At 63.8% G+C, this 24,742-nt stretch carries 19 protein-coding genes; 9 read left to right on the forward strand and 10 right to left on the reverse strand.

Translation table 11 applies throughout. The features are described 5' to 3' along the window. Nucleotides 1-251: 251 nt before the first annotated feature. From NKI22_RS30050 to NKI22_RS30075, 6 genes are all read right to left on the reverse strand, one after another. Nucleotides 252-1,250, reverse strand: a complete 999-nt coding sequence (locus tag NKI22_RS30050; RefSeq protein ID WP_023718925.1) for an ABC transporter ATP-binding protein — start codon at nucleotides 1,248-1,250, stop codon at nucleotides 252-254. A gap of 15 nt (nucleotides 1,251-1,265) precedes the next feature. Continuing rightward, a complete protein-coding gene (locus NKI22_RS30055) occupies nucleotides 1,266-2,327 on the reverse strand; it encodes a Gfo/Idh/MocA family protein (RefSeq protein ID WP_352815846.1) in 1,062 nt (353 codons plus the stop codon). Continuing rightward, entirely contained in the window at nucleotides 2,324-3,163 is an 840-nt protein-coding gene (locus tag NKI22_RS30060; protein WP_023718923.1) for a carbohydrate ABC transporter permease, read from the reverse strand. The genes NKI22_RS30055 and NKI22_RS30060 overlap by 4 nt, the downstream gene beginning before the upstream one ends. Before the next feature lie 12 nt (nucleotides 3,164-3,175). Further along, the gene (locus NKI22_RS30065; protein WP_023718922.1) at nucleotides 3,176-4,099 is read right to left on the reverse strand and encodes a carbohydrate ABC transporter permease; all 924 of its coding nucleotides are present in this window, start codon (nucleotides 4,097-4,099) and stop codon (nucleotides 3,176-3,178) included. A 239-nt stretch (nucleotides 4,100-4,338) separates the two neighbouring features. Continuing rightward, complete coding sequence (locus NKI22_RS30070; protein WP_023718921.1) at nucleotides 4,339-5,598, reverse strand: ABC transporter substrate-binding protein; 1,260 nt, start codon at nucleotides 5,596-5,598, stop codon at nucleotides 4,339-4,341. 2 nt (nucleotides 5,599-5,600) lie between these two features. Beyond that, the gene (locus NKI22_RS30075) at nucleotides 5,601-6,560 is read right to left on the reverse strand and encodes an N-acetylmuramic acid 6-phosphate etherase (protein ID WP_023718920.1); all 960 of its coding nucleotides are present in this window, start codon (nucleotides 6,558-6,560) and stop codon (nucleotides 5,601-5,603) included. Nucleotides 6,561-6,759: 199 nt separating this feature from the next. Here NKI22_RS30075 and NKI22_RS30080 point away from each other — a divergent pair, with 199 nt between their 5' ends. Genes NKI22_RS30080 through nagA form a run of 4 tightly spaced genes read left to right on the forward strand, consistent with a single transcriptional unit; the run spans nucleotide 6,760 to nucleotide 10,617 of the window. Next, complete coding sequence (locus NKI22_RS30080) at nucleotides 6,760-7,641, forward strand: glucosamine kinase nucleotide-binding domain-containing protein (RefSeq protein WP_023718919.1); 882 nt, start codon at nucleotides 6,760-6,762, stop codon at nucleotides 7,639-7,641. Further along, nucleotides 7,638-8,420 carry a GntR family transcriptional regulator gene (locus tag NKI22_RS30085; RefSeq protein ID WP_023718918.1) on the forward strand — a complete coding sequence of 261 codons (783 nt, stop codon included), beginning with the start codon at nucleotides 7,638-7,640 and terminating at the stop codon, nucleotides 8,418-8,420. Before NKI22_RS30080 ends, NKI22_RS30085 begins: the two co-directional genes overlap by 4 nt. After that, a complete protein-coding gene (locus NKI22_RS30090; protein WP_352495468.1) occupies nucleotides 8,417-9,448 on the forward strand; it encodes an SIS domain-containing protein in 1,032 nt (343 codons plus the stop codon). Before NKI22_RS30085 ends, NKI22_RS30090 begins: the two co-directional genes overlap by 4 nt. Next, entirely contained in the window at nucleotides 9,445-10,617 is a 1,173-nt protein-coding gene (nagA, locus tag NKI22_RS30095) for an N-acetylglucosamine-6-phosphate deacetylase (protein ID WP_023718916.1), read from the forward strand. The genes NKI22_RS30090 and nagA overlap by 4 nt, the downstream gene beginning before the upstream one ends. 2 nt (nucleotides 10,618-10,619) lie before the next feature. On the opposite strand, the gene NKI22_RS30100 is transcribed toward nagA, so the two are convergent. The 4 genes from NKI22_RS30100 to NKI22_RS30115 all read right to left on the reverse strand — a co-directional run bounded on the left by NKI22_RS30100 (nucleotide 10,620) and on the right by NKI22_RS30115 (nucleotide 19,061). After that, nucleotides 10,620-12,143 carry a malonate--CoA ligase gene (locus NKI22_RS30100; RefSeq protein ID WP_352549622.1) on the reverse strand — a complete coding sequence of 508 codons (1,524 nt, stop codon included), beginning with the start codon at nucleotides 12,141-12,143 and terminating at the stop codon, nucleotides 10,620-10,622. A 39-nt stretch (nucleotides 12,144-12,182) separates the two neighbouring features. Next, nucleotides 12,183-12,860 carry a ribulose-phosphate 3-epimerase gene (gene rpe / locus NKI22_RS30105; protein ID WP_023718915.1) on the reverse strand — a complete coding sequence of 226 codons (678 nt, stop codon included), beginning with the start codon at nucleotides 12,858-12,860 and terminating at the stop codon, nucleotides 12,183-12,185. A 230-nt stretch (nucleotides 12,861-13,090) separates the two neighbouring features. Continuing rightward, nucleotides 13,091-16,843, reverse strand: coding sequence for a DUF7929 domain-containing protein (locus NKI22_RS30110; RefSeq protein WP_352851463.1), 3,753 nt, complete (start codon nucleotides 16,841-16,843; stop codon nucleotides 13,091-13,093). 10 nt (nucleotides 16,844-16,853) lie between these two features. Next, nucleotides 16,854-19,061: a hypothetical protein gene (locus tag NKI22_RS30115; protein WP_502897727.1), complete on the reverse strand. Its 2,208-nt coding sequence runs from the start codon at nucleotides 19,059-19,061 to the stop codon at nucleotides 16,854-16,856. A gap of 321 nt (nucleotides 19,062-19,382) precedes the next feature. Here NKI22_RS30115 and dnaK point away from each other — a divergent pair, with 321 nt between their 5' ends. The 5 genes from dnaK to pyrF all read left to right on the forward strand — a co-directional run bounded on the left by dnaK (nucleotide 19,383) and on the right by pyrF (nucleotide 24,732). Then, entirely contained in the window at nucleotides 19,383-21,299 is a 1,917-nt protein-coding gene (dnaK, locus tag NKI22_RS30120) for a molecular chaperone DnaK (RefSeq protein WP_023718912.1), read from the forward strand. A gap of 212 nt (nucleotides 21,300-21,511) precedes the next feature. Next, nucleotides 21,512-22,642 carry a molecular chaperone DnaJ gene (gene dnaJ, locus NKI22_RS30125; RefSeq protein WP_023679852.1) on the forward strand — a complete coding sequence of 377 codons (1,131 nt, stop codon included), beginning with the start codon at nucleotides 21,512-21,514 and terminating at the stop codon, nucleotides 22,640-22,642. Between the two features lie 116 nt (nucleotides 22,643-22,758). Beyond that, nucleotides 22,759-23,364 carry a phospholipid N-methyltransferase PmtA gene (pmtA, locus tag NKI22_RS30130; RefSeq protein WP_023718911.1) on the forward strand — a complete coding sequence of 202 codons (606 nt, stop codon included), beginning with the start codon at nucleotides 22,759-22,761 and terminating at the stop codon, nucleotides 23,362-23,364. A gap of 61 nt (nucleotides 23,365-23,425) precedes the next feature. After that, nucleotides 23,426-24,022, forward strand: a complete 597-nt coding sequence (locus NKI22_RS30135; protein WP_023718910.1) for an NADPH-dependent FMN reductase — start codon at nucleotides 23,426-23,428, stop codon at nucleotides 24,020-24,022. Then, nucleotides 24,019-24,732, forward strand: a complete 714-nt coding sequence (gene pyrF, locus NKI22_RS30140; RefSeq protein ID WP_023718909.1) for an orotidine-5'-phosphate decarboxylase — start codon at nucleotides 24,019-24,021, stop codon at nucleotides 24,730-24,732. Before NKI22_RS30135 ends, pyrF begins: the two co-directional genes overlap by 4 nt. The last annotated feature ends 10 nt before the right edge of the window (nucleotides 24,733-24,742 follow it).

The raw sequence follows: 24,742 nt of genomic DNA on the forward strand, positions 1-24,742 counted from the left end.
AGCCTCCGCCAAGCTCAACTGGCCCGTCTGCTTCACTGCCATCGCGATTCCCTCAGACCGTCCACCTCAGAGAATCACAATCAGCGAATTACGCAACAGGCCCCTTGTGGGAGAAGGTGGATCGGCGCGCAGCGCCGAGACGATTGAGGGGTGTTGGAAGGAACTCCAACGCCTCATTCCGTCTAGCACCTCTCATCTGACCGAGCTTCGCTCGGCCACCTTCTCCCGCAAGGGGAGAAGGAAGAGGGGCGCTACTTCATCACCTTGCCATCCGCTCCAAACCGATAGGTCTTTACCGGATCCGGCGTCGCATAGAGCGTGGTGCCGGGTTCGGCATTGTAGACGCCAAAAATGCGCACGGTGATCAAGCCGGCCTTCTCGCAGTCGAGATAGAGGTTGGTGTCGGCGCCGAGGTGCTCGGCATGCACGACCGTGCCTTTCCAGGCGCCGGATTTGGGATCGACGGTCAAATGTTCGGGCCGGACGCCGATGGTCTTTGCCGTTTCGCCAAGCCTGGTGCCGTCGACGAAATTCATCTTCGGTGAGCCGATGAAGCCGGCGACGAATTCATTTGCCGGCGAATTGTAAAGCTCCATCGGGCCGCCGATCTGCTCGATCTTGCCTGCGTTGAGGACCACAATCTTGTCGGCCAGCGTCATCGCCTCGACCTGGTCGTGGGTGACATAGATCATCGTCGCCTTCAGCCGACGGTGCAGCTGGGCGATCTCCAGCCTGGTGTTGACGCGCAGTGCGGCATCGAGGTTCGACAGCGGCTCGTCGAACAGAAAAAGCTTGGGTTCGCGCACCACGGCGCGGCCGATGGCGACGCGTTGACGCTGGCCGCCGGACAATTCGGCCGGGCGCCTTTCGAGGTAGGGCTCCAGCGACAGCATCGACGAGGCGATGCCGATGCGGCGGTCGATCTCGGCCGCCGGCGTGCCCGCCTGCTTGAGGCCGAGGCCCATATTGTTCTTCACCGTCAGATGCGGGTAGAGCGCATAGGTCTGGAACACCATGGCGATGCCGCGCTTGGCCGGCGGCGTGGCGGAAACGTCCGCCCCGTCGATGACCACGCGGCCCGAGGTCGAGTCCTCCAGCCCGGCAATGACCCTGAGCAGCGTCGACTTTCCGCAGCCGGATGGACCGACGAAGACGACGAACTCGCCATCCGTCACCTCGAGGTTGATGCCCTTCAGCACCTCGACCGGCCCAAAGGCCTTTTTCACGTTCTCGATGTTCAGCGAGCCCACGGCTTCGTCCCTGTTCTAGAGTTTCACGGCGAGGCCGCTGCGCACGCTCTCGTCGGCGGCAAGGCAGACGGCGAGCGACTTCACCGCGTCGTCCATGTGGCGGCCAAGATCGAGGTCCTCGCGGATCGCCTTCAGCACAAACGCCTGTTCGAGGTCACAGAGGTCCTGATGGCCGGGCTCGCCTTCCATCGACAGCATCTCGTCCGGTTTGGCGAACTTGCCGTCCGCGCCGGTTGCAGCACTGTGCAGGCGGATGGTCGAGGTCTTGGTGTGGGTGTCGATGTCGTCGGACCTGACGCCCTCCTTCATGACGATCGACACGCAGCCGTTGGGCGAGATCACGTCTTTGACGAAGAAAGCCGTCTCCGAAATCATCGGCCCCCAGCCGGCCTCGTACCAGCCGACCGAACCGTCGTCGAACAGCACCTGCAGGTGGCCGTAATTGTACATCGTGGGCGCAATCTCGTCGCTCAGCCGCAGCCCCATACCGCGCACCTCGACCGGCCTGGCGTCGGTGATCTGCAGCATCACGTCGAGATAATGCACGCCGCAGTCGACGATCGGCGACGTCGTTTGCATCAGCTGCTTGTGCGTCTCCCAGCTGTGTCCGGAGGATTGCTGGTTGAGATTCATGCGGAACACGTACGGGCCGCCGAGCTTCCGCGCCTCGGCGATCAGCCTGATCCAGGACGGGTGGTGGCGCAGGATGTAGCCGATCACCAGTTTCTTGCCGTTGGCCTTGGCCGCGGCTACGACGCGTTCTGCGTCCGCGACCGTCGTTGCCAGCGGCTTTTCGACAAAGACGTGGCAGCCAGCCTCGAATGCCTTGACCGAATAATCGGCATGGCTGTCGGAATAGGTGGCGATGCAGGCGACGTCAGGCCGTTCGTCACGCAGCGCCTCGTCGAATGAACGCCGGATGCCATAGCTCGAAAGCCCTTCCGGCAGCGGCACATCCGAGCGGTTGACCAGTGCGGTAATCTGGAAGCCCGGGTTGGTGTGATAGGCCAGCGCATGGCTGCGCCCCATATTGCCGAGCCCGGCGACGACGACGCGAAGGGGTGTTTGCGAACTCACTTGACCGCTCCCGAAGTGATGCCGCGGATCAGCTGCCGCGAGAAGATGACGTAGAGGATCAGCACCGGCATGATCGCCAGCGACAGTGCGGCCAGAATGGCGTTCCAGTTGGTGACAAACTGGCCGAGGAACAGCTGCGCGCCGAGCGTCACCGTCTTGGTCTCCTCCGACGGCGCCAGGATCAGCGGGAACCACAGGTCGTTCCAGATCGGGATCATGGTGAAGACCGCGACCGTCGCCATCGATGGCCGCACAAGCGGCAGCACCAGCCGGAAGAAGATGGTGTATTCGGACAGGCCGTCGATCCTGCCGGCATTCTTCAGATCGTCGGAGACTTGCTTCATGAATTCCGACAGGATGAAGACGGCGAGCGGCAGGCCTTGCGCCGTGTAGACCAGGATCAGCGCCGTCAGCGTGTTGACCAGCCCGCTCGCCACCATCAGCTGCAGGATGGCGACGGTGCCGAGGCGGATCGGGATCATGATGCCGAGCGCCAGGTAAAGCCCCATCAGCGAATTGCCGCGGAAGCGGTATTCCGACAGCGCGAAAGCCGCCATGGCGCCGAACAGAAGCACGAAGAACAGCGAGGCGACGGTGACGACAAGGCTATTCTGGAAATAGTGGATGAAGTCGCCCTGGCCGATCACCGTGGTGTAGCCGATCAAGTCGAAGGTCCCTGGCGTCGGCGGCGTCAGCGGCGCGCCGAAGATACCGGCACGTGATTTGAACGAATTCATGATCACGAGGATCACCGGAAACAGCGCGATCGCGGTGTAGGTCAGAAGGATCGCATGCGCGCCGATGGTGCGGGGCAGCGAACGGGTTGCGGTGCTCATGGTCACGCTCCCCTAAAACTGGTAGCGACGCAAGCGCGTCTGCACGAGGAATAGGTAGACGCAGACGCCGCCGAGGATGATCAGGAACATCATCGTGGCGATCGCCGCGCCCATATTGGGGTCGCCGACCTGCAGCTGGAAACCGAAGAAGGCGCGGTAGAGGAAGGTGCCGAGGATATCGGTCGAATAGTTCGGCCCGGCCAAGGCGCCTTGCGCCGTGTAGATCAGGTCGAAAGCGTTGAAATTGCCGACAAAGGTCAGGATCGAGATAATGCCGATCGACGGCAGGATGAGCGGCAGCTTGATCTTCCAGAATTGCGCCATGCCGGTGATGCCGTCGCATTCGGCGGCCTCGATCACCTCTTCGGGGATGGACAGCAGTGCCGCATAGATCAGCATCATCGGGATGCCGACGAACTGCCACACTGAGATCAGGCTGAGCGCGGTCAGTGCATATTGCGCCTTGCCGAGCCAGGGCGTGAACAGGCTTTTCAGGCCGACAAGGTCCATCATATGCGGCGCCACGCCCCATAGCGGCGACAGTATCAGCTTCCAGGCGAAGCCGACGATAACGAAGGACAGGATCGTCGGCACGAAGATTGCCGTGCGGTAGAAGGCGGAAAACCGCAATCGGGGGCTGGACAGAAGTGCTGCCAAAAGGACGCCGATCGGGTTCTGCACCAGCATGTGGATGATGAAGAACCAGACATTGTTCCGCAGCGCGTTCCAGAAATTGACCGACCAGTTGGGATCACCGAACAGCATGCGGAAATTTTCCAGTCCGACGAACACCTGCGACTGGTTGATGTTGCGGAACAGCGACAGCTGCAGCGTGCCGGCCAGCGGCAAGATCATGATCGCCGTGTAGACCAGCAACGCCGGTGCCAGGAAAACGCCGATATGCCAGCGGAACGGTCTTTTCGGTGCTGCGGCCATGCGTTCGGTCCCCGCCGATCAGGTCTTGCTATTGCCGTCAAAAGCCACGGCGCCTCCCTCCCCCTCGAGGGGAGGGTGCCTCGCGAAGCGAGGCGGGTGGGGTCGGCCGAGGCAGCGCGCCATCGTCGTTCGACCGTGCTTTCCAGCAACGATCAAGCTGCCGCCTGCCTCGACCGACCCCCTCTGTCGCCTTTGGCGACATCTCCCCTTCAAGGGGGGAGATATCGCTTCGCCGCGCCTTACTTCGCCGGCTTGTACCAGCTGTCGAGGCCGTCCTGCAGCTTCTTGGCGGCAGCTTCCGGCGTGTCGGTGCCGTTGATGACGTTGGCCGATTCAACCCACGTCTCGTTTTCGAGGTTCGGCGTGCCGCGCGACAGGATCTGGTAGGTCGAGCGGATCGTCGACTTGCACTTGCCGCGCCAAGAGACGAATTCCTGGGCCAGCGGGTCTTCCATCTTCACCGGCGTGTTGTTCAGGCTGAAGAAGCCGGGCAGCGCGTTGGCGTAGATGGTAGCGAAATCCGGCGAGGCCACCCAGGACAGGAAGGTCTTGGCCGCATCCGCGTTCTTCGAGGCCGCATTGAGGCCCATGCCGATATCGGTGTGGTCGGAGATGTAGCAGGTGTCGCCGGCCTTCTGCACCGGCGGCGGGAAGGCGCCCATCTTGAATTGCGCCTGCGTGTTGAACAGGCCAATTTCCCACGAGCCGGCCGGGTAGATGGCGGCGCGGCCGAGCGTGAACAGGTTCTGGCTGTCCGGATAGGTCTGCGCCTCGAAGCCGTCGCCGAGATAGTCCTTCCACTTGGCCAGTTCCTTGTAGGGCTCGACCCACTGCGGATCGGTCAGCTTCTGCTCGCCCTTGATCAGCGCCAGGCGGCCTTCCTCGCCCTTCCAGTAATTCGGGCCGATGTTCTGGTAGCCCATGGTCGCGGCTTCCCAGAGATCCTTGGTGCCCATCGCCATCGGGATGTAGGTGCCGTCGGCCTTGATCTTGTCGAGCGCGGCGTAGAACTCCTCATTGGTCGTCGGCACCTTGATGCCGAGCTTGTCGAAGGCGTCCTTGTTGTAGATGAAGCCATGGATGACCGAGGCCATCGGCACGCAGAAGCTCGACTTGCCGTCGTCGGTCTGCCAGGCGGCCTTGGCAACATCGGAGAAGTTCTCCATGCCGGGCAGCGTCGAGATATCGGCGAGATTGCCCTTCTTGAAGAGTTCCAGCGATTTGTCGAACGGGCGGCAGGTGATCAGGTCGCCGGCCGAGCCGGCGGCGAGCTTGGCGCCGAGGGCGGCGTCATATTCGGTCGGCGCCGACGGTGCGAACACCACCTTGATGCCGGGGTTCTTGGCCTCGAAAGCCGGGATCAGCTTGTCCTTCCAGATGGCAAGGTCGTCGCCGCGCCAGCTTTCGATGTTGAGCGTTACGTCGTCGGCATAAGCCACCCCGGCGGTGCCGAGAATGCTGGTGCCGAGAAGAAGTGCCGTCAGTAGCTTCGTTGTCATGCTCAGTCTCCCTGTTGACCTTTTTCAGGTTCGGTTTTGATGAGAACGGAGGCATTGCGCCCCTTGCTCCCCTCGATCGCGGAAAGGGCTGGCCGCAGCTTGTGGCCGGTCCCTTCCAGTATCTTCTCGGCCGCATCGGCGCTGGCGGCGCCGGCGGCGAGCAGAATAGCGGTCTTGACGACGCCGCCGCTCTTATCGAGCAGGCGCGCCGCCTCGTCCTTGTCGCGCCCGCTGACGGCGGCAACGATGCGTGCGGCGCGGTCGCGCAGCTTGATGTTGTCGGCCGTGAGGTTGACCATGTAGCCATCATGGACATGGCCGAGATGGATGGCTGCCAGCGTCGACAGCATGTTGAGTGCGATCTTCTGGGCGGTACCGGCACCCATGCGCGTCGAGCCGGCAATCAGCTCGGGCGGCGTTTCGAGCAGGATGGCGATGTCGGCCAGCCGCAGCAGCAGCGCATCCCCGTTGTTGGCGACAGCAATGGTCGCCGCGCCGCGGCGCCTGGCATCCTCGATCGCCCTGACAGCATAAGGCGTCGAGCCGCTGGCCGAGACGGCGATCAGGCAGTCGCCCTTGCCAACGCCGGCGGCGGCGACCGCTGCCGAAGCTTCGTCAGTGTCATCCTCCGGCCCGCCGGCCAGTGTCTTGAAAGCTTCGTCGCCGCCAGCGATCAGGATGGCGATACGGTCGCGCTGGATGCCGAAAGTGCCCGGCAGCTCCAGCGCATCGGCCAATGCCATCAGGCCCGAGCTGCCGGCGGCCGCATAGGCGAGCTTGCCGCCGCTTTTCAGTCTGCTTGCGATGATTTCGGCTGCCGCGGCAATGGCAGGAATGGCGCCGTGAACGGCCTTGGCGGCCTCGATCTGCGCGTTGGCCAAAGAGGAAAGGACGGCTTCCGGGGCCTGGATATCCAGTCCCTCGGCATTGTGGTGAAGCGCTTCGGTGCGCGTTTCGGCCATCCGCTTTCCTCCAATCGAGAAAACCATACCAAAAAAATACCACTTGTCCACACGCATTAATCAAATCCTTGCGGTGGCGCAGGCTTGCGGACGAAATCAGCTGATTTTCCAACAAACTACGCCTTAACTTTTTTGAAACGGAAATTAATCCTTGGCTATTGGTATTTTATTGGTATTATCCGTCTGGAGGAGAAATCGCGTGAAATTCGTGCTCGGCATCGATGGCGGCGGCACCAGCTGCAGGGCGGCCCTTGCGACGGCCGATGGCAGCGTCCTCGGCCGCGCCAAAAGCGGCGCCGCCAACATCCGAACCGATCTCACCGGCGCCAGGGCCAACATCGTCGACGCGGCGCAGCAGGCCTTTGTCGCCGCGGGCAGAGATCCCGGACTGATCCCGCAAACTCCGGCCATTCTCGGCCTAGCCGGCGCCAATGTCGGCACCTACAGGCAGCAGCTCGAAGCGATCTTGCCGTTCCGCATCAGCCGTGTCGAGACCGACGCCGAGATCGCGCTGGAAGGCGCGGTCGGCTCTGGTGACGGCGCCATGGCCATACTCGGCACCGGCACCGCCTATATGGCGCGCAAGAACGGCCGATCGCGTGCCATCGGCGGCTGGGGGTTCCAGGTCGGCGACCAGGGCAGCGGCGCCCGCATCGGCCGCGACCTGCTCGAGCAGACGCTGCTCGCCTATGACGGCATCCGCGAAGGATCGCCACTGACGCAGGCCATGCTCGCCATCTTCCGCAACAATCCCGAGGATGTGGTCGAATTCACCACCAATGCCAAGCCCGGCGATTTCGGCGGCTTCGCACCCAAGGTGTTCGAACATGCCGAAAAAGGCGACGTCGTCGCTATCTGGATCCTCGACAAGGCGGTGGCCGATGTCGAGGCAGCACTTGGCGTGCTCGACCTTGGTGGCGACGATCCGCTTTGCCTGCTCGGCGGCCTGGCGCCGCTTTACGCGCCGCGCCTGTCGGCGCGCTACCGGGCGCTGCTGAAGCCGCCGCTCGACGACGCGCTGGGCGGCGCGGTTCAGATGGCGGTTCGGATTTTTACGAAGGCGGCGGAGGCGGCGCGATGAGCGACGCCGCCGACCAGATTTTCGCGGCGCTGAGACAATCGTCGCAGAGTGGGGCGCCACTCTATCTGCAGCTGAGGAAAAGCATCGAGGACGCCGTCAAACGCGGGCTGATCGGACCGGGCGATGCGCTGCCTTCCGAGCGCGACATCGCCAGCAAGGCCGATATTTCGCGCGTCACCGTGCGCAAGGCGGTGCAGGACCTGGTCAAGGGCGGCATCCTCGTCCAGCGTCATGGTTCCGGCACCTTCGTTGCGCCGCGCATGGAGCGCGTCGAGCAGTCCCTGTCGATGCTGACCTCGTTTACCGAGGACATGGCACGGCGCGGCATGGCGGTGCGTTCGGCCTGGCTCGACCGCGGCCTCTATCCGCCATCGCCCGACGAGATGATGGTGCTCGGCCTGGCGTCGAACGAATTGGTGGCGCGCGTCGCGCGCCTGCGCATTGCCAACGACACGCCGCTGGCGATCGAGCGCGCCTCACTATCGACAAGCGTGCTGCCCGATCCGGCGGCGATCGGTTCGTCGCTCTACGCGGCGCTGGAAAAGACCGGCAACAGGCCGGTGCGGGCGGTGCAGCGCATTTCCGCCACCAATCTCGGCGATGGCGACGCGCATCTGCTGGAAGTGCCGCCGGGCATTGCCGGCCTGCACATCGAGCGTATCTCCTATCTGGCGAGCGGCAAGGTGATCGAGTTCACCCGCTCCATCTACAGGGGCGACGCTTATGATTTTGTCGCCGAACTCCGGCTGAGCGGGCCGGGCGAAGAGGGCAGGCCATGACCGCAACAATGACCCATATGCGGCGCGAGATCGAGGAGATCCCCGAGGCCACCGCCCGCCTGCTCGACGGCTCGGCCGCGGTGCTGACGGAAGCCGGGCGCGGCATTCGCGAGCGCGATCCGAATTTCATCGTCACAGTGGCGCGCGGCTCGTCCGACCATGCCGCGACCTTCATGAAATATGCCGTGGAGCTGACCGCCGGGCTGGCGGTCGCATCGGTCGGCCCGTCGATCGCCTCGATCTATGGCGCCAAGCTGAAGCTGGGCGGCTCGGCCTGCCTGGCGATCTCGCAGTCGGGCAAGAGCCCGGACATCGTTGCGATGGCGCGAGCGGCGCGGGCCGGCGGTTCGCTGACCGTCGCCATCACCAACACCGCCGATTCGCCGCTCGCGCGGGCTTCGGACTACGCGATCGACATCCTTGCCGGACCGGAGCGCAGCGTCGCAGCGACGAAGACCTTCGTCAATTCGGCGGTCGCAGGGCTCGCTCTGATGGCGCATTGCACCGGCGACGACAAACTTCTGGCAGCACTTGCCCGCTTGCCGGAGCATTTTCGGAAGGCGATCGCTTGCGACTGGATGGCGCTGGCCGGGGCACTCGAGACGCCGAACTCGCTGTTCATCCTTGGCCGGGGCCCGTCGGCGGCGATCGCCAACGAGGCGGCGCTGAAATTCAAGGAAACCTGCGCCATGCATGCGGAAGCCTATAGTGCCGCCGAAGTCATGCACGGCCCGCTGGCGCTAGTCGGTCCCGGCTTCCCAGTGCTGGCGCTGGCTGCCCGCGATGCGTCCGAACCATCCGTCGCCGAGGCCGCCGACAGCCTGGCCGGCAAGGGCGCCGCTGTCTTTGTGACTTCGGACAAGGCAAAGAAGGCGCAGCCTCTGCCGCATGTCGCCACCGGTCATCCGCTGACCGACCCGCTGACACTGATCGTGTCGTTCTATGGTTTCGTCGAGGCTTTTGCCCGCCATCGCGGCCTCGACCCAGACACGCCGCCCAATCTGCGCAAGGTGACGGAAACGCTATGAGCGATCGCTTTGCGCTGACCGGCGCCCGGATATTCGATGGCGATGACTGGCACGACAATGCGGCGCTTGTCGTGCGCGACGGCCTCGTCGAGGCCATCGTTGCCGCCGGCGCCGTCCCATCCGGTGTTGCGCCTATCGAGACCGGCGGCGGTATGCTGGTTCCGGGTTTCGTGGATTTGCAGGTCAATGGCGGTGGCGGCGTCATGCTCAACGACCATCCCGACGTCCCCTCGATCGAGACCATCTGCCGGGCGCACGCGCCCTTCGGCACGACGGCGCTATTGCCGACGCTGATCACCGACACGTCCGAGATCACCGCCGCGGCGGTTGCCGCCGGAGCAGAGGCCGCACAACGGAAGGTGCCGGGCTTCCTAGGCCTGCATCTCGAAGGCCCGCATCTGTCGATCGCCCGCAAGGGCGCACATGACCCGGCCTTGATCCGGCCGATGCTAGATCCCGACCAGGCGATGCTGATCGCGACGCGGAAAAACCTGCCGGTGCTGCTGACTACGGTGGCGCCCGAATCCGTCGAGCCCGACCAGGTATCGGCGCTCAGCAATGCCGGCGTCATCGTCAGCATCGGCCATTCCGATACCGACTATGCCACGGCCCGCACCTTTTCCGAGGCCGGCGCAACGGTGGTCACCCATCTTTTCAACGCGATGAGCCAGATCGGCAATCGCGAGCCGGGGCTGGCGGGCGCGGCAATCGATACCGGCACATTCTATGCCGGCATCATCGCCGACGGTATCCATGTCGATCCGGCCACCATGGCCATCGCCTTGCGCGCCAAGCAGGGGCCGGGCAAGATCCTGCTCGTCACCGACGCCATGGCGACGATCGGCACCGACATGACCTCGTTCACGCTGAACGGTCGCACCATCCACCGCAAGGATGGCAGGCTGACACTTGCCGACGGCACGCTGGCGGGCGCGGATCTCGACATGATTTCCGCGGTGCGCTTCGTGCATCGCGTGGTCGGTCTCGACCTCGACGAAGCCTTGCGCATGGCCTCGCTCTATCCGGCGCAGGCGATCGGCCAGTCGCACCGGCTCGGGCGCTTCGCCAGGGGAACCGCCGCCAACATCGTTTCGTTGTCGGACGATCTGGACATGAAAAGCGTCTGGATCGACGGCGCCAGGGTTTTTGCAGCCAGCCCTGCTTGTTAGGGTTAGCCGGCTTTGGACGTATAGAGGTCTTTGTAGGCTTCGCGCAGCAGGTTCTTCTGCACCTTGCCCATCGTGTTGCGCGGCAGTTCGTCGACGAAGATCACCTGTTTCGGATGCTTGTACCTGGCGAGGTGCCCAGCGATGGCCTCGATGATCGCGGCGGCGCTGATCGTCGAGCCCGGCGCCCTCACCACGATCGCCGTGACACCCTCGCCGAAATCCGGATGGACAACGCCGATGACAGCGCTTTCGGCAACACCGGCAAGAGCGTCGATCTCGCTCTCCACTTCCTTCGGGTAGATATTGTAGCCGCCGGAAATGATCAGGTCCTTGCCGCGGCCGACGATGTGGACATAGCCGTCGGCATCGATCAGCCCGAGATCGCCGGTGATGAAGTAGCCGTCGTCGCGGAATTCCGCCCTGGTCTTTTCCGGCATGCGCCAGTAGCCGCAAAAGACGTTCGGGCCCTTGACCTCGATCATGCCGACCTCGCCCCGGGCAAGTGTTTCGCCGCCATCGGGATCGGAGATGCGCAGGCAGACGCCGGGCAAAGGGAAGCCGACCGTGCCGGCACGCCGCTCGCCCTCGTACGGGTTCGACGTGTTCATGTTGGTCTCGGTCATGCCGTAGCGCTCGAGGATGGCGTGGCCGGTGCGCTCGCGCCACGCTCTGTGCGTCTCGGCCAAAAGCGGTGCCGAGCCGGAAATGAACACCCGGATGTTTTTCGCCGCTTGCCGGTTCAAACCGTCCTGCTGCAGCAGGCGGACGTAGAAGGTCGGCACGCCCATCAGCGCGGTGGCGCGCGGCAGTAGCGAGACGATGCGGGTCGGGTCGAATTTGGTTTCGAACAGCATCGAGGCGCCGGCCATCAGGACGACATTGGTGGCGACGAAAAGGCCATGCGTGTGGAAAACCGGCAGCGCGTGAATCAGCACGTCTGCGGCAGTGAAGCGCCAGAGGTCGACCAGCACCCGCGCATTCGAGGCGAGGTTTTCGTGGCTGAGCATGGCGCCTTTCGAACGGCCGGTGGTGCCGGACGTGTAGAGGATCGCGGCAAGGTCGTCCGGTCCGCGCGCCACATCGTGGAAGTCCACGGCCGCCTCAGAGGCTCGATCAGTCAACGAACCCTCGCCCTTGCTGCCGAGTGTCGCGACCGCAGCGCCCGAGGTCTGCGCCAAAGCGCCGATCTCGCCCGCTCGCGCCGGGTCGCAGACGACCAGTCGCGGCTCGGCATCCCTGAAGAAATAGTCGAGCTCGGTCAGCGTATAGGCGGTATTGAGCGGCAGGAAGATCGCGCCGGCACGCAGGCAGGCGAGATAAAGGAAAATGGCCTCCGGGCTCTTCTCGACCTGAACGGCGACGCGGTCGCCGGCTTCGACGCCCAGCTGCGACAGCGCATGCGCCAGTTGAGCGGAGCGCGCCAGCGTCTCGCCATAGCTGATCGAGCGCCCATCCTCTGTCTCCATCAAAAGGCGTTCGGGCGCGGGCATCCGGGCACGGAAAGCATCGAACAGATGGTTGCTCATATTTCCCCCCGAGCGGCTGGTCCGGCCGGACGGCAGCGGTCAGCCGGCCGCCTTGTCCGCCGCTGCCCTGATTGCCTCGATGTTTGCCCGGTAGGCGTCGACGCTGCCGCCCTTGAAGATAGCCGCGCCGGCGACCAGCACGCTGGCGCCGGCCGCGGTGACAAGGGGCGCAGTTTCAGGCGAAATGCCGCCGTCGATCTCGATCCGGATCGGCCGGTTGCCGATCAGCGCCTTCACCCGCTTCACCTTGTCGACGATCGCTGGAATGAAAGCCTGGCCGCCGAACCCCGGATTGACCGTCATGATCAGGACCAGATCAAGCCGGTCGAGCACGTATTCGATCATCGTTTCCGGTGTCGCCGGGTTGAGTGACACGCCGGCCTTCTTGCCAAGGTTTTTGATCGTCTGCAGCGAGCGGTCGAGATGTGGCCCGGCTTCGGCGTGCACCGTGATGCCGTCGCAGCCGGCCTCGGCGAAGGCGGCCAGATAGGGGTCGGCCGGCGCGATCATCAGATGGCAGTCGAAAAACGCCTCGGTGCGGTTGCGGATCGCCTTGATCACCGGTGGCCCAAACGTGATGTTCGGGACGAAATGCCCGTCCATGACGTCGAGGTGGATCCAGTCGGCGCCGGCGGCCGTCACCGCCTCGACCTCGTCGCCGAGCTTCGAGAAATCGGAAGCAAGCACCGATGGCGCGATCAGGGTTTTTTTGCTCATGATGCGGCCTTCCCGTACGCCCCGGTTTGCGGACCCTCTGTCTGTATCGACTGCCTAGACCATGAGTCCGGAAAGTGGAAGCCGGTTTGTCCTTCCGCCGATGCAGCGGCTTCAGGTTTGCGCTGCCTTCTCATCTGCCCGCTGAAGAAAAACCCCGCCGGATCGCTCCGGCGGGTATTGGGTGACGAGTACGGTCACTGTTTGAAGTTCTGGATTTCCCGCGCCGTATCCTATTGCTCCGGCTGCGGCTTGCGCCTTGGCACGACCTGCTGAGGAACATTCGGATTCAGCAGCAGGTTCGGCTCAAGCGTCGATTTCCTGCGGACCGGGACGCAGTCCGGATATCGTCCGACCGTTCCGATAGGGCAGCGCCGCTTGATGATCGGCTGGCACTGGCCATTGATCGGCCGCGCGCCCGGTGCGCATTCCAGCCGTGGTTTGCGGCAGGCGCCGTCGCGCAGCTCTGTCCCACGCGGACAGACGCAGGCGCCGCGCTTGTTGTGGATCTGGCCAGGTATCGGGCACTCCACCACAACCGGCTTCTTGCGCCTGCAGGCATTGCCCTGCAGTTCCGTGCCCCGGGGGCAGACGCAATCGCCGTTGGCGTCGTGGATCTGACCACGGATCGTGCACTGCTTGGGCTGCGGCCGAATTGGCCGGCAGGCATTGCCCCTGACTTCCGTGCCCCTCGGGCAGATGCAATCGCCAGCGGCGTTATGGATCTGGCCCCGAATGGTGCACTGTTCGGGCTTTGGCTGGATTGGCCGGCAGGCATTGCCCCTGACTTCCGTACCTCTCGGGCAGACGCAATCGCCAGCGGCGTTGTGGATCTGACCCCGAATGATGCATTGCTCGGGCTGCGGCTTGTTGCCCACGCAAGCGCCGTTCTCCAGCTCGGTCCCGCGCGGGCAGACGCAGCGTCCGTCATCGGTACGGATCTGGCCTTTGAGCAGGACGCAAGGTTTTGGCTTCGGCACGATGACCGTGCCTCCGCCGGACGAGCATTGGCCGTTACGGAAGGTCGTGCCTGGCGGGCAGACGCAGTTGCCGGCGTCGTTCATGACGAAGCCTTGCAAGCATTCCTTCTTCACCTCATGCGTGATGATGAAGGGATGGCAGGCATAGGCCTTGCCGCGATCGCCCTGCACATTGGCGGCACCACGAGACAACACGTCGCCACCGCCTTGCACCGGCGTCTTCGGAGACAGCACGCCGACGCAGTTCTGGCCGTTGACAGTGCCCTGCAGATTGGTCAGACGGCCATCGTCGGGAATGATCACGGTCACATTGTGCACATGGCTTTCCCCGGCGCCGAGCGTCAGTTGGGCGATGCAGGACAGAGGCAAGGTTGCCGGCTCCTGCGAGCAGCCGAAGGGCGGATCGATCGAGGTGATCGCAACGCCTTCCAGCCGGCCGAGGCCTTCGACGCCGATCGCATCGCCGATGCGAACCGGACCGGAGAAGGCGCTCGTCCCATCGTTCGTGATGGTGATCTTGAACGAGCAGGGCTGGCCGGGCTTGCACTCGGCGTCGCCAGTCTTCTCGACGCGGATGGTCGAGGCGCCGCCGCCCTTGGCGCAGGCCTGGCCGATCGGATAGACGATATCGTCTCCCGGAGCCGGGCCGTAGGAGCCGCGTGCGCAGTTCTCGAATTCGCCGTTCGCGGCAACCGTCACGTCGAAATGGCGGCTGGTTCCAGGCGTCATAACGGCGCCGGGAATCTGGCACGACAGCGCATTGGCCGGAACCGGTCCGCAAGCCCATTCCGCGCCGTCTGGGGTGACGCTCTGGATCTGGACCGGCGCTCCGCCGGCTATCAGCGTCGCGGCATCGTTGACCCGCACCGGACCGGTCGGGGCTGTGGCGCCGAGGCTGATGACGGTAATGCGGCAGGAAACGACCGCAGCACCGGCCAGCGAGCCATTGCACACCTTGGTGATGCGCATGGCCGGCTGCCCGCCATTCGGATGACGGATGCGTTCCTTGGCGCAGGCCCTGTTGTTGGTGATGTCGTTCTCACCGGGAATGGCCTTCACCTCGGCGCAGTTCTCGACACTATCGGGCCGGAAGTTGGCCGGCATCACCGCCCTGACGAAGATCGGCGTCGAGGCGCCCGGCATAAGCGCGATGCCGGGATTGTCGCAGCGGAACTTGCCGGAACCGTTCGGTCCGCACGTCCATGGCGGCGTCGGGCCGAAGGTCGAGGATGCCGGCGCGCCGCCCGGATAGCTATCGACGACCGTCAGCGGCCCATTGTAGGGGACGCTGCCATTGTTGATGATGTCGATCACGAAGGTGCAGACGCCATCGGCCGAACAGAATTCGGTGCGGGCGCGCTTCTTCAGGATCAGGTCGACCTTCTTCTCCACCGGTGGCCGGCAGTCGCGGTCACGATCGCCACGGCGGCAGACCGGGATCGACGCACAGCCGCGGTCGTTTAGCTGGCTGCCGAAAAGCGGCTTGCCGCTGGCGCCGTAATTGTAGGTGGCGCAGTTGCGCAAAACGCTGCCTTGCCAGCCTGCGGCCGGCTTGAAGCCGAGCTTGAGGTCGACAGAGGCACCCGGATTGAGCGTGGTCACCGGATGGGTGCAAATCGTCGGGGTGATTCCAGGCGCGCAGACCCAGGGCGGGTTCGGCCCTGAACCGAGGGTGGAGCCGGCCGGCAGGGTGACTTCGTCGAGCACGATCTTGCCGTGGTAGGGCGCATCGCCGACATTGGTGACCCTGATGGTGAAGTCGCAGCCGCCGCCCATCGTGCAACGTTGCACGTCGGCGCGCTTTTCGACTTTCAGATCCGGTTCCTTGTCCTTCGGCGGGCAGCGCTGATCACGCGGGATGACGATGTCGACGGTCTGCGTGCAGCACAGGCCCCAGCCCTCCTTCGGGCCGGCATAGGTTTCGATACCGGTGACGATGATGTGGATAACGTCGCCGGGTGAAGCACCGACGATCTTCCAGTTGAGCACACCGCCGCCGGCCGGCACCAATTGGGTGTCGGGAATGATTGTGATGCCGGGTGTCGTCGTCGAAAGCTGCACCCATTTGCCAGCCATCTCTGGGCCGACCGGCATATGGTAGATGAAGGCGCCGCCGCCGGGCACGCAATCGACCGTGCCTCGCTCCACCTTGAAGCATTCACGATTGCCAGGAGGTGGAGGCGGTGGGTTGCACTCGGTGACGTCGATCTTGATCGACGTCTTTGCACCCGTGAGATAGTTGCCGTCGTCCGGCTTGCCCGGGTCCTGCGACGGAATTTCGACGCCAGCACCGCGGTCGCCGCGGCTCACCTTGATCAGCCCCTGGTTATCGACGATTGCCGGCGACGGAAACGCCGCATGGTCGATCTTGGCGGTGATCTGGAAGGTGATGGCGCGCTCGTTCGCAGCGCCGATGCCGTCGAGGTCGCTGGCGGAAATCCGGAAATCGGACACCGTCGCCGTATCGTCCGGGCCAGCCGAACTGCTGATCGCAGCGCCGGGCAGCGGTCCGCCGGATGCGTCGGTGCCGTCGCCGGTCACATGCACGCCGACAATCCGCAGGCCGTGCGGGAGTTGGTCCCTGAAGTCGAGCCTGACCTTTTTCAGCATGGCCGCGAGGCCCGGGCCGGCAAAACCCTGCGGATTGCCGCGCAAGCCAAAGCTCAGCGAGTATACGACATAGTCGCAGCCTCTCTGGCCGCCTTTCTTGGTGAAGAAGGGCACGATCCGGCCCGGCTCCGGGTTGACGATGCGAGGATTGTCGAAATCGAGCTTGGGATCTGGAATGACAGTGCCTGCATCGGCAGGCTTGGCCTTGGCCGGAGCAAGGTCTTCAGCGAAGCCTTGCAGCGGGCTCAGCATGGCGACCGCGATACCGGCCGCCATCAGCCAGCGCGCGCCGCGCCTGGCGAGTGACAGGGGTTTCATGATGGTCTCCATGACGAATGATTGTTTGCCGGTTGATTGGCTGCTCGTCGCAAGCGGGGACTGTGCAAGATTGCTCATCTTCCCCTTCTCACGGTTCGCAGCTGACGGCTGGGGTTCTGAGCGGCAAGGTCATCTTGCAGCAAGGGTAGTAGCCACCCTTGTCGCGGTCGGACTGCCTGTAGAAGCAGAGCCCGACATCGACCCTGTCGCCAGGATAATGGCCGGTGATACCGATCGTGAATGGCGCGCCGGGCGCATGCGACAGGGGCGAAGTCACCCCGACGCCAGGCGTCCTGGACAGAGCCTTGATCGAATCGCCGCCGAAGCCGGTATGGTCATGAAGATAGAGATCGGCCTCGAGGCCGGAGGGCGTGCAGAAATACTCGACATCCTCGACATCAAGGCAAGGAGGCAGATTGCCGGGGGGCGGGAAGTCCGGCGGATAGAACGGTGGCAGATAGCCGCCCGGCACCTGCTCGTAATAGCCGGCACGGCCTTCGCAGGGGCGCCAGACCTCGACGTCGCCGACATGGCCTTCCACTTCCGGGTCTTCGAAATAAGTGTCGAAATCGACGAACCACGAGCCGAAAGGCGGCACGTTGGCCGGCCTGACCAGCGCCGTCGGCGTGATCTGCACGCCGTGCACGGCAAGCGGCCCCCCGGCTGCGAGCTGTTCGGCGAGCGCCGGGTTGTCGCGCAACTTGTCGCCGGTATCGACCAGCGTGTCGGTGCAGATGCCGGTATCGAGATTGCCTTCGGAATCGTAGCCATATTGCAGGTCGAGGCCGCCGGCCGACTGCCGGTTGTCTTGCGGGAAGCCGACCGCATATTCCTGCGGCACTTCCACCCAGACCGATTCCGTTGCCGGATCGTCCGGATTTTCGCGCCAGTAGCGGATGACCTCACCCTTGCCGGAATCGGCGAACTGGCTGTAGTCGTAGCGGTTTTCCACCGGGCCGCGCTGAGCCAGATACATGAAGCCCTTGTTGTCAAAGGCGATGTCGGTGACCGCGTAATCCTTGTCGGCCTTGACGGTCAGCTCCCAGCGCGGGTCGCCGAAGCTGCCGTCGCCGGCAATGCCCACCGACCAGATCTCCGCCTTTTCCCCGACCGAGTAATAGAGCCGGCCGCCACGATAGGCGACCGACCAGACGCGGCGCTCGTCCTGTGTGTAGCCCCAGCTATCGGGGTCCTCGCTGTCGAAGGCAGCACCCTGGATGTCCATCACCGAGCCGTCGTCGGCGACTGGGGGCAGCCCGTGCGCCGGGCGGCCGGCGACGCCGTGCTCGAACGTGTCGACTAGCGCGCCATTGGCGTCGATGCGGTGGATAAGGCCGGTGTCAAGATCGCTGGCGAAGAACTGGCGGTGGATATTGTCGAAAGTGACGTCGCCGATGCCGGGACCGCTATTGGCGTCGATATCGGCGAATTTCGAGACGGCGCCGGTGATGCCATCGATCTTCCAGATCGTTCCGGGGCCGCCGCCGTTTTCGGTGCCGAACTGGCCGTCCATGAAGACCGCGTCAGCCGTGCCGCGGCGCTGCCGCTCCGGCCGGCCGTCGGCATCGCCGTCTGGTGTGACGATGCGGATGCCGTGCAGCGAGGTGACGCCGGCATAGAGGTTTGGAATGGCCGAGGGAACGCCGTCGCGCACGCCGTCGTCATAAGTGATGCCGAACACCTGGCCGATTTGCTCGGCCGTGACCTCGAAGGGTGGCGGGGTGAAGACCAATTGGCCAGACGCCGGCCCGCCCAGCCTTGAAACGTCGAAGACGCGCAAGGTTGCGCGCGCCGTGTCGATGAAGGTCTCGTCGACCGGATCGACGCCCGGCGGCAGGCCTTCCTCGAAATTGGGGATGATGGTGCCAGAGAATCCGGTCACTGCCATCGAGCCGGGATAGATGATCTGGGTTTCCTGGGCCTGTGCCGAGCCGCCGAGCCAGAGCCCAGCGGCGAGTGCCAAGGCCGATAATCCGCTGGCAGCCTGGATTGCGCGGCGCAAATGGCCGGCACGAGAGCGCACGGACGCGCCATGGTCGCAAGACATGGATCTCCCCCCACAGGTCATGGGAGAAACATCCGGTCTCGGCGCGCAAATCAGGGCAAGGCGCGGCGTTCCGGCACGTTCATCCCTGATCGAATTGTCTGCTTTCCTCACCGTCATGATACGCCGGCGTCCGCGCAGGGTCAACGGAACCAGCGGAAAGCCCAGCGCATCGACCCGGTCCCGAAGGCGACTGTCGCGCTGAGTTCCTGCTGTTCCCGGAGACCATCGAGCCTCTGGATCTGTGGTCATGGGGCTTTCCTTTCCGGGGCCGCACCACGCGGCACCTGAGCGTCAGTCGCGAGGTGAGGCGGAAAGGTTCATGGACCGGGGCCGGGCCGGCTGGATCACGGCCGGAAAATACGGGCCTGCCGGTCCCGAATCCGATCAACCGCGATGAATGGTGAACGCCTTGCGCAGAATGCTTGCGCGCCACGCAGCCTGTTCTTATATACGCGCCAAGCCGTCCAGCGCCGAATGCCGGTTGCCGGAGCGGAATTTCTTGTGAACAGGGGCTTTCGTCGGAACGCCTGTACGGGTCCTGAGAGCCTGCTTAGCGGAGAGATTAGAGAAATGGCAAAAGTAATCGGTATCGATCTGGGAACAACCAACTCCTGTGTCGCCATCATGGACGGCAAGGAATCCAAGGTCATCGAGAATGCGGAAGGCGCGCGCACGACCCCTTCGATCGTCGCCATCAACAGCGACGGCGAGCGCCTCGTCGGCCAGCCGGCCAAGCGCCAGGCGGTCACCAATCCTGAAAACACTATTTTCGCGGTCAAGCGCCTGATCGGCCGCCGCTATGACGATCCGGTGACGGAGAAGGACAAGAAGCTTGTCCCCTACAAGATCGTCAAGGGCGACAATGGCGATGCCTGGGTCGAGGCCGGCGGCAAGAACCAGTCGCCCAGCCAGATCTCGGCGATGATCCTGCAGAAGATGAAGGAAACGGCGGAAGCCTATCTCGGCGAAAAGGTCGAGAAGGCGGTCATTACCGTTCCGGCCTATTTCAACGACGCCCAGCGCCAAGCCACCAAGGATGCAGGCAAGATCGCCGGCCTGGAAGTGCTGCGCATCATCAACGAGCCGACGGCGGCAGCACTTGCCTATGGCTTGGACAAGAAGGAAGGCAAGACGATTGCCGTCTATGACCTTGGCGGCGGCACGTTCGACATTTCGGTGCTCGAAATCGGCGACGGCGTGTTCGAAGTGAAGTCGACCAATGGCGACACCTTCCTCGGCGGCGAGGATTTCGACATGCGTTTGGTCGAATATCTGGCGGCCGAGTTCAAGAAGGAACAGGGTATCGACCTGCGGAACGACAAGCTCGCCCTGCAGCGCCTCAAGGAAGCGGCTGAAAAGGCCAAGATCGAGCTGTCGTCCACCACGCAGACCGAGATCAACCTGCCCTTCATCACCGCCGATGCCAGCGGCCCTAAGCACCTGACGCTAAAGCTGACGCGTGCGAAGTTCGAGAGCCTTGTCGAAGATCTCGTCCAGCGCACCATCGAGCCCTGCAAGGCGGCGCTCAAGGATGCCGGCCTCAAGGCCGCTGAGATCGACGAGGTCGTTCTGGTCGGCGGCATGACCCGTATGCCCAAGATACAGGAGATCGTGAAGCAGTTCTTCGGCAAGGAACCGCACAAGGGCGTCAACCCGGATGAGGTCGTCGCACTTGGCGCTGCCATCCAGGCCGGCGTGCTGCAGGGCGACGTCAAGGACGTGCTGTTGCTCGACGTGACGCCGCTGTCGCTCGGCATCGAGACGCTGGGCGGCGTATTCACGCGGCTGATCGAGCGCAACACGACGATTCCGACGAAGAAGAGCCAGGTGTTCTCGACGGCTGAGGATTCGCAGTCGGCGGTGACCATCCGCGTCTTCCAGGGTGAGCGTGAAATGGCCGCCGACAACAAGGCGCTCGGCCAGTTCGACCTGGTCGGCATCCCGCCTGCGCCGCGTGGCGTGCCGCAGATCGAGGTCACGTTCGACATCGACGCGAACGGCATCGTCAACGTTTCGGCCAAGGATAAGGGCACCGGCAAGGAGCACCAGATCCGCATCCAGGCGTCTGGCGGCCTTTCGGACGCTGACATCGAGAAGATGGTCAAGGATGCCGAGGCCAATGCCGAAGTCGACAAGAAACGTCGCGCACTGGTCGAGGCCCGCAACCAGGCCGAGGCTCTGGTGCATTCCTCGGAGAAGTCGCTGAAGGACTATGGCGATAAGGTCTCGGAGACCGACCGCACGGCGATTGCCGATGCGATCGCGGCGTTGAAGACCGCTGCCGAAGGCGATGATGTGACCGAGATCGAGGCCAAGACGCAGACGCTCGCCGAAGTCTCGATGAAGCTCGGCCAGGCGATGTACGAGGCTTCGCAGAAAGAAGCCGCCGAGGCCGACGCCAAGGCTGATGCCGCCAAGGACAGCGATGTGGTCGATGCCGATTTCGAGGAAATCGACGAAGACGACGAGAAGAAGAAGTCGGCCTGAACCGCCTGACGGTACAGGTAAGCAAAAAGCCCGGCGCACAGCCGGGCTTTTTTGCAACCCTTTGCCGGAAAAACGCCGAGCTACCCGAAAAAATGCGGACAAAGCCTCGTAGACACTGGCATCCCGGCTCCATCACACCTAAATCGGAACAGCGTGCCGGCAAACGACGCAACGATACTTCAAGACGTTGACTATCCGGACTGCGGGAAAACATGAAAGCTGATTTTTACGAAACGCTGGGCGTGCAAAAAGGCGCCGACGAGAAGGAGCTCAAGAGCGCTTTCCGCAAGCTGGCCATGCAGTTCCATCCCGACCGCAACCCAGGCGACCATGCCTGCGAGCACAAATTCAAGGAAATCAACGAAGCCTACGAAACGCTGAAGGACCCACAGAAGCGCGCCGCCTACGATCGCTTCGGCCACGCCGCCTTCGAGCACGGCGGCATGAATGGCGGGGCGCAAGGCTTTGGCGCCGGCGGCTTCGCCGACATTTTCGAGGACATTTTCGGCGACATGATGGGCGGGCGCCAGCGCCGCTCGTCCGGCGGCCGCGAGCGCGGCGCCGACCTGCGCTATAATATGGAAATCACGCTGGAAGAGGCATTTTCCGGCAAGACCGCGCAGATCCGCGTGCCGGCCTCGATCTCCTGCTCGGAATGCTCGGGCAGCGGCGCCAAGCCCGGGACCCAGCCCGTCACCTGCTCGATGTGCAACGGCCACGGCAAGGTGCGCGCCACGCAAGGATTCTTCTCGATCGAGCGCACCTGCCCGCAATGCCAGGGGCGCGGCCAGACCATCAAGGACCCATGCCCGAAATGCGCCGGCCAGGGCCGCGTCACCGAGGAGCGCTCGCTGTCGGTGAACATCCCGGCCGGCATCGAGGACGGCACCCGCATCCGGCTTGCCAATGAGGGCGAGGCCGGCCTGCGCGGCGGCCCATCGGGCGATCTCTACATCTTCCTCGCGGTCAAGCCGCACGAGTTCTTCCAGCGCGACGGCGCCGATCTTTATTGCAAGGTGCCGATCTCGATGACGACCGCAGCGCTTGGCGGCTCCTTCGAGGTGACGACATTGGACGGTACCCAGACGAAGGTGAAGGTGCCGGAAGGCACTCAGAACGGCCGCCAGTTCCGCCTCAAGGGCAAGGGCATGCCGGTGCTGCGCCAACCTAATATCGGCGACCTCTACATCCAGACCGTAGTCGAGACGCCGCAGAACCTTTCGCGCCGCCAGCGCGAATTGCTGGAGGAATTCGAACAGCTTTCCTCAAAGGACAATTCGCCCCAATCGAGCGGATTTTTCGCCCGCATGAAGGACTTTTTCGAAACGTTCGGCGAGCATTGAAGCTCATCCCTGGAAACGCTTCCCGAGCGTCATCAACACCTTATCCGGGGATTCGCCTTGTCTTGCACCTCGTAGCTGATAAGTAGCATGCGAGGGAGCGTTGAGGAGGACTTTCGATGACGCGTAGTCCCGGACTGCGAAAGACGCTGGCGGAAAAGTTCGATGACGAGCTGAAGTTCTTCAAGGGCTGGATCGACAAGCCGAAGGCGGTCGGTTCGATCGTCCCGACCAGTTCCATCACCGCGCGCAAGATGGCCTCGATCGTCGATCCGAAATCCGGCCTGCCGGTGCTCGAGGTCGGGCCCGGCACAGGCGTCATCACGCGCGCCATCCTCGCTCAGGGCATAAAGCCTGAAAATCTCTACGCGGTCGAATATTCCACTGATTTCGTGCGCCATCTGCGCCAGCTTTATCCAGGCGTCAACGTCATCGAGGGCGACGCCTTCAATCTCGACGCGACGCTCGGTGACAAGCGCGATCTGGTCTTCGATTCGGTGATATCGGGCGTGCCGCTGCTCAACTTCCCGGTCGCCCAGCGCATCGCCTATGTCGAGAGCCTGCTCGACCGCATCCCGGCGGGCCGGCCGATCGTGCAGCTGACTTACGGGCCGCTGTCGCCGATCCCGCCGGGCCGCGGCGACTATACGGTCGAGCATTTCCATTTCGTCATCCGCAACATTCCGCCGACGCAGCTTTGGATCTACCGACGCGGGGCCGCCTGAATTGCAGCGTTGGGTTTGAATAGCACTTGTCTTATATCCATCGGGTGACAAGGCAGACCCCATGGCTGTGATCCCGAAAATTCTCGTCGTCGCCGGTTCGGTGCGCAGCGGCGCCTATAGCGGCAGGACCGCCGACGTGGCGCAGAAGGAACTTGCCATGCAGGGCGCGGAGGTGACCCGCATCTCGCTCGCCGACTATCCGTTGCCGATCCTCGACCAGGATCTGGAAAAGGAAGAAGGCATTCCCGAAAACGCCGTCAAGCTCGGCCGGATGATCGCCGCCCATGACGGGCTGCTGATCGCGACGCCCGAATATAACGGCTCCATTCCACCGCTGCTCAAGAACACCATCGACTGGGTAAGCCAGCTGCGCAAGGATGGCGGCCGGACGTTCAGGCCGCTTGCCGGCAAGGTTGCCGGCCTCTGCTCGTCTTCCAACGGACCCTTCGGCGGGATACGCTGCATCAACCATCTGCGCGCCGTTCTGGTGCGCTGCCGGATGGAGGTGGTGACACCGGAATGCTCGGTGCCGGAGGGCGGCAACGCCTTCGACGACGAGGGCAACTTCAGGGACGAGAGGCTACGCCAATCGATGGAGCACCTATGCCGAACGCTGATCGAAACCTCGCGCATGCTGTCGACGCGGATCGAGGCATGATCCCGGACGCCGCGCATGCCGACACGATGCAGGAAAGGCTGATCGTCGGCCTCGACCTGCCGACGCTGAAGGAAGCCGAGAAAGCGGTGCGCGAGCTCGACGGGATCGTCTCCTTCTACAAGATCGGTTACCAGCTCGCCTTTGCCGGCGGGCTCGACTTCGCCCGCGAGCTGGCCAGCGGCGGCACCAGGATCTTTCTCGACATGAAGCTGCTCGACATCGACAACACGGTGGCCAAGGGGGTCGACAACATCGTCAGGATGGGCATGAGCATGCTGACCATCCATGCCTATCCGAAGACGATGAAGGCGGCGGTCGAGGCTGCGAAGGGCAGCGACCTTTGCCTGCTCGGGGTCACCGTGCTGACCTCGATGGACGAGCAGGACGTGATCGACGCCGGCTATGAATATGATCCGCATACGCTGGTGCTGAGGCGCTCCGAGCAGGCGCTACATGCCGGCATGGGCGGCATCGTCTGCTCGGCCGAGGAAGCGGAGGCGGTGCGCCGCATCGTCGGCCCCGACCTGGCCGTCGTGACGCCGGGGATCCGGCCCACGGGCAGCGACCATGGCGACCAGAAGCGGGTGGTGACGCCGGCGCAGGCGATCCGCAACGGCTCCAGCCACCTCGTGGTCGGCCGGCCGATCGTCGGCGCGGCCGACCGGCGGGCGGCAGCTGAAGCCATCCTCGATGAAATGCGCTCGGCATAAGGACCAAAAA

The organism is Mesorhizobium sp. M0778 (assembly GCF_040320105.1).
In the GTDB taxonomy this organism is placed as follows: domain Bacteria; phylum Pseudomonadota; class Alphaproteobacteria; order Rhizobiales; family Rhizobiaceae; genus Mesorhizobium.